The following is a 4,193-nucleotide window of genomic DNA, read 5'->3' on the forward strand; positions in this document are numbered from 1 at the left end:
CCCATCTCGCCCATGCCGCCGAGGGGGTCGCCGTCCGCGCCGAACATCCCCTCCTCCATCGCGTCGTCGGGGTCGATCTCCGCGGCGAACAGCGGGATGTCCTCGCGGATGCGCGTCGGCTCCGCCGGGATGTCCGTCTCGTAGGTGTCCGAGAGGGAGTGCGCCGGGTCCGTCGAGACGACGAGCGTGCGGACGCCGCCCGCGGCCGAGGAGAGCCCCGTCGCGGCCGCCATCGTGGTCTTCCCGACCCCGCCCTTCCCGCCGTAGAGGACGTACTCGGGGGCGTCGACGCCCTCGGGGAGGGCCGTGGCGGCGTCCGTCTCGGCCGGGAGGTCGGCGTCGGTGGCGTCGGTCTCGTGACCGCCGGCTCCGTGCTCGCCGTCGCCCGCGGCGTCCTCGTCGCTCTCGGGCTCCTCGACGCGATCCACGGGTTCGACGTCGATGTCGTCCATACCGGGTCGTGGGCGCGGCGCGTTTGTGTACTCGTCGGTCTTACGAAGGGGACTCGTGGGAGTCAGATCGTGGAAAATAGACAATCAGAGTGACTGTCGCTATCTCGGCGAATGACGTCAAAGCCCCAGTCGCTCGGTTGGAAATGGTTGACCGCGAATCGGCGGTGAACACCTCCAAAGCCCCAGTCGCTCGGTTGGAAATAGTTGACCGCGAATCGGCGGTGAACACCTCCAAAGCCCCAGTCGCGAGGACTCGATGGGCTCGCTGCGCTCCTCAGTCGCTCGTTTCACTCGCTCCCTGCGGTGCTTGCATCGCCCGTCTTCGTCCTCGCGACTGCCCCTTTGAGTCCCATCCACCCGCAACCGCACCGCAGCCTCACACCTCCCCAGCCTCGTCGCTCACTTCGTTCGCGACTCCCTCGCGCGTGCTGCTCGGCCGCGAAGCGACCTCGCAGGCACGCGCCACTGCACCGCCGTTCGTTTATAAATAATCGCCGCTGCAGTCTTGCGGTATTTATATATTGCGTCTACTCGCCCGTACCCTCGCGCTCGACGGCCATCCCGAGGTCGGCCATCGCGTCGAAGAAGTCCGGGAACGAGACGTCGACGTGCTCGCCGCCGCGGATCGTCGTGGTGCCCTCGGCGGCGAGCGCGGCCACGGCGAGCGACATCACGATCCGGTGATCGGCGCGGCCGTCGACGGTCGCCCCCCGCAGGTCGCTCTCGGACCCGTGGATCGTCAGGACGTCCGGCTCCTCGGTCGTCTCGGCGCCCATCTTCGTCAGCTCCTCGGCCATCGCGGCGACGCGGTCGGTCTCCTTGTACCGGACGTGCTCGCAGTTCGTGATCCGGGTGTCGCCGTCGGCGACCGCGCCGAGCGCGGCGATGGTGGGGAGGAGGTCGGGCGTGTCGCCCACGTCGACCTCGACGCCCGAGAGGTCCGAACGTCGGACGGAAATGACTCCCTCGTCGCGGTCCCACTCGACGTCGACGCCCATGCGCTCCGCGATGTCGACGATCGCGGAGTCGCCCTGCGCGCTCGGGCGAGCGCCCTCGATCCGGACGGACTCGCCGGAGCCGGCCGCGACCGCCCCGGCCGCGACGAGGTACGAGATGGACGAGAAGTCGCCGGGGACGGCGTAGCTCCCGCCGGCGGGCGCGTACGACTGGCCGCCCTCGACGACGAACCCCGCCGCGCCGGCGGCGCCGTCGAGCGCCTCCCCGTCGGCCCCCACGGGGGTCGCCTCGACGCCGAAGTCGTCGAGCAGTTCGAGCGTGATGTCGACGTACGGCGCCGACTTGAGGTCGGTCGTCAGATCGATCTCGATCCCCCGGTCGGTGACCGCGCCGGCCATCAGCAGCGCGGTGACGTACTGCGAGGAGACGTCGCCCGGGATCGCCACCTCGCCGCCCGCGAGGGGCCCGGAGATAACCAGCGGCGCCTGGCCGTTACCCCGGGTCGACTCCGCGCGGACGCCGAGGTCCGTGAGGGCCGTCAGGAGCGGCCCCTGCGGGCGCGACCGGAGCGACCCGTCCCCCGTCAGCACCGTCGCGCCGTCGGCGAGCGCGGCCGCGGCCGTGACCAGCCGCATCGTCGTCCCGGAGTTCGCGCAGTCGATCACGTCGTCGGGGACCGCCGGCCGGCCGTCGAAGCCGTCGACTGAGAGGGACTCGGCGCCGTCGGGGACGAGCGCGTCGGTGTCGGCGTCGGCGACGTCGCTCCCGGACTCCGGCCCGACCGCGCCGCCGAAGGCGGTCACGGCGCGGGCGGTCGCCCGCGTGTCAGCGGAGACGAGCGGGGACCGCACGGTCGCGCCGTCGCTGTACCCGGCGGCGAGCAGCGCGCGGTGCGTGTAGCTCTTCGAGGGCGGCGCGCGGGTCGTCCCCCGCACGGTCGAGTTGGTGACGTGGACGTCCATACCACCTCTGCCGGGCGCGGCGACAAGTCGGTACCGGACGCGGCACGACTCGTCGCGGGGCGAACGGCCGCGGACGCGGTCGATCGGTTCCGTCGCGGCGCCCCGGCGCACCCTTTATACCACCGGGAGCGTTAGCGTCGCGTATGCCCCAGTGTGAGATGTGCGGCGCCGACCAAGCCTCGCTGACGACGACGAAGGTCGAAGGCGCCGAACTGGAGCTGTGTAGCTCGTGTACGGACTTCGGCACAGAGGTCCGCGACGAGTCCACCGGCTCCGGTGGCAGCAAGTACTCCACGAGCTCGAGCACCGGGAAGTCGTCCGCCTCAGGCTCGTCGTCCGGCGCCTCGGGGTCCGGCGGCTCCTCGGGCGGCTCGACGCGGCCGCGCGACATGTTCGACGACATGGACGAGATCGCCACCGACTACGACGATCAGATCCGGAACGCCCGCGAGTCCCGCGGGCTCAGCCAAGAGGAGCTGGCCGACCAGCTCAACGAGAAGGCCAGCCTCATCCGCAAGCTCGAACGCGGCGACACCCTCCCGACCGACGAGGTCCAGCGGAAGCTGGAGCGGGCGCTCGACATCTCGCTCGTCGAGGGCGAGTCCGTCGAGGACGCCGACTGGAACGGCGGCGACTCGGGGACGATGACGCTCGGCGACGTGGTCAAGCGGAAGGACTGAAGACACCGTCGCGCGGCGTTCGCCGCTCCGCTCTTATTCGACGCGTAGCCGCATCCCGACGAGCAGGACCGCGAGCAGTACGAACGCGACGAGCGAGAGGTTCGGGATCGTGAGTCCGAGGGACGGGCTCTGCCACTGAACGGTCGCGCACGGACCGCCGAGCGTGCACTGTCCCTGCGTCGCTTGGAGGTACGAGTGGTACGCCGAGAGGGCCAGTCCGGGAGCCACGAGCGGGAGCGCGGTTCGCGAGACCGCCGGCCGTGCCTCGACCGTCGCGACGCCGAGCACCGCGACGAGCGGGTACATGAGGATCCGCTGGTACCAACACAGGTCGCAGGGCGCGAGCCCGAGCCCGAGGCTCAACCAGAGGCTCCCCGCGGTCGCGACCGTCGCGACGAGCGTCGCGGCCGACAGCCAGACCGTCGCCTCCGAGGGGCGGCCGGTCACACCGTCGCTCCGCCGTCGTCCGTCTGCTCCGATCCCCCGTACCGCTCCGCCAGGTAGTCGATGATGTAATCGACCGTCTCGGGGTCGTAGCTCCAGAAGCCGAAGAACTCGCCGGGCGCGCGCTCCTCGGCGAGCAGCGCGCACTTCGCGTCGTCGTAGCCGCCGCCGTCGTACGCGACGAACCACGTCTCGCGGATCTCGGCGGTCTCCCCGACGTGGACCGTGTAGTGTTCGACGTCCGGCGGGTCGCCCTCGTTCGCGGCGTACGCGTGGACGCTGAGCCGCTCCTTCTCGCCTAAGAGGTCGTACGTGTCCGCCTCGCCGGTGAGGACGTCGAGGGTCTGGAACCCGGCGTGGAGCTCGCCGTCGCCGACGCGCCACGCGCGGTCCTCGATCTCCCGGGACGCGGCGACCATGTCCTCCCGGGAGTAGGACGTGAACATCGTCTCATCGAGGTGGTCGAGGATCGGCTCGCCGACCCGCTGCCGGTCGGGGGGGCCGGGCTCCCGCCCGTCCGACGAGTCGTCGTCGCTCGCGTCGGATTCGCCGTCGATACCGGGGAGGAGTTCCTCCACGCCGACGGCGGTGACGAGGTCGCCGTCGCGGGAGAGAACGGCGTACCCTTCCGGTCCCTCCTCGGTCCGTTCCTCGACGATCCGGACGTTGCGGTCGGCGAAGTACTCGCGGAGTTGCTC

At 70.9% G+C, this 4,193-nt stretch carries 5 protein-coding genes; 1 reads left to right on the forward strand and 4 read right to left on the reverse strand.

Features of this window, described 5'->3' with window-relative positions; genetic code table 11:
* Together DJ74_RS04700 and aroA are read right to left on the reverse strand one after the other, a co-directional pair.
* Positions 1-452, reverse strand: a 452-nt coding sequence (locus DJ74_RS04700; RefSeq protein WP_217900316.1) for an arsenical pump-driving ATPase GET3, incomplete at its 3' end; no start/stop codon positions are given.
* Between the two features lie 527 nt (positions 453-979).
* Positions 980-2,371: a 3-phosphoshikimate 1-carboxyvinyltransferase gene (gene aroA / locus DJ74_RS04710; protein WP_094526510.1), complete on the reverse strand. Its 1,392-nt coding sequence runs from the start codon at positions 2,369-2,371 to the stop codon at positions 980-982.
* A 143-nt stretch (positions 2,372-2,514) separates the two neighbouring features.
* On the opposite strand from aroA, the gene DJ74_RS04715 reads away from it, so the two are divergent.
* Positions 2,515-3,051, forward strand: coding sequence for a multiprotein bridging factor aMBF1 (locus DJ74_RS04715; protein WP_094526511.1), 537 nt, complete (start codon positions 2,515-2,517; stop codon positions 3,049-3,051).
* Positions 3,052-3,084: 33 nt separating this feature from the next.
* On the opposite strand, the gene DJ74_RS04720 is transcribed toward DJ74_RS04715, so the two are convergent.
* Complete coding sequence (locus DJ74_RS04720; protein WP_094524990.1) at positions 3,085-3,498, reverse strand: disulfide bond formation protein B; 414 nt, start codon at positions 3,496-3,498, stop codon at positions 3,085-3,087.
* Positions 3,495-4,193 (reverse strand): DICT sensory domain-containing protein (locus DJ74_RS04725; RefSeq protein ID WP_094526512.1); only part of this gene is annotated, 699 nt, incomplete at its 5' end. The genes DJ74_RS04720 and DJ74_RS04725, both read right to left, overlap by 4 nt.

The sequence above is a fragment of the Halorubrum sp. Ea8 genome (assembly GCF_002252925.1).
GTDB lineage: Archaea > Halobacteriota > Halobacteria > Halobacteriales > Haloferacaceae > Halorubrum.